Here is a 371-nt window from a genome sequence, read left to right on the forward strand (position 1 = left end):
TGTTCCAGCGCGGGCCGGGTGGTGACGGAGGACCAGGCCACGTCCAGCGGACGCGGGGCCTCGTCGGCGGTCAGCCAGCGCGCCCACCGGCCCGCTTGGCCGGCCAGGGCCGCGTCGGAGCGCGCGGAGAGCAGCACCGGTACGACCGGCGGCACGTCGCCGGCGACGATCTCGCCCTCGATCGTCTCAGCGGGCGGCTGCTCGATGATCACGTGCGCGTTCGTGCCGGAGATCCCGAACGACGACACCGCCGCCCGACGCGGCCGGTCCACCGCCGGCCACGGGGTCACCTCCGTAGCCAGGACCACCGCCCCCGCCGACCAGTCGACATGCGGCGACGGCTCGTCCACATGCAGCGTCGCCGGCACCAG

At 75.5% G+C, this 371-nt stretch carries 1 protein-coding gene; it reads right to left on the reverse strand.

The genetic code is table 11. The features are described 5' to 3' along the window. A partial coding sequence (locus ACPCK6_RS29660) for a ketoacyl-synthetase C-terminal extension domain-containing protein (RefSeq protein ID WP_423482864.1) occupies positions 1 to 371 on the reverse strand: 371 nt, incomplete at both ends.

It is taken from the genome of Micromonospora sp. AB353, assembly GCF_049538395.1.
Lineage (GTDB): Bacteria > Actinomycetota > Actinomycetes > Mycobacteriales > Micromonosporaceae > Micromonospora > Micromonospora aurantiaca.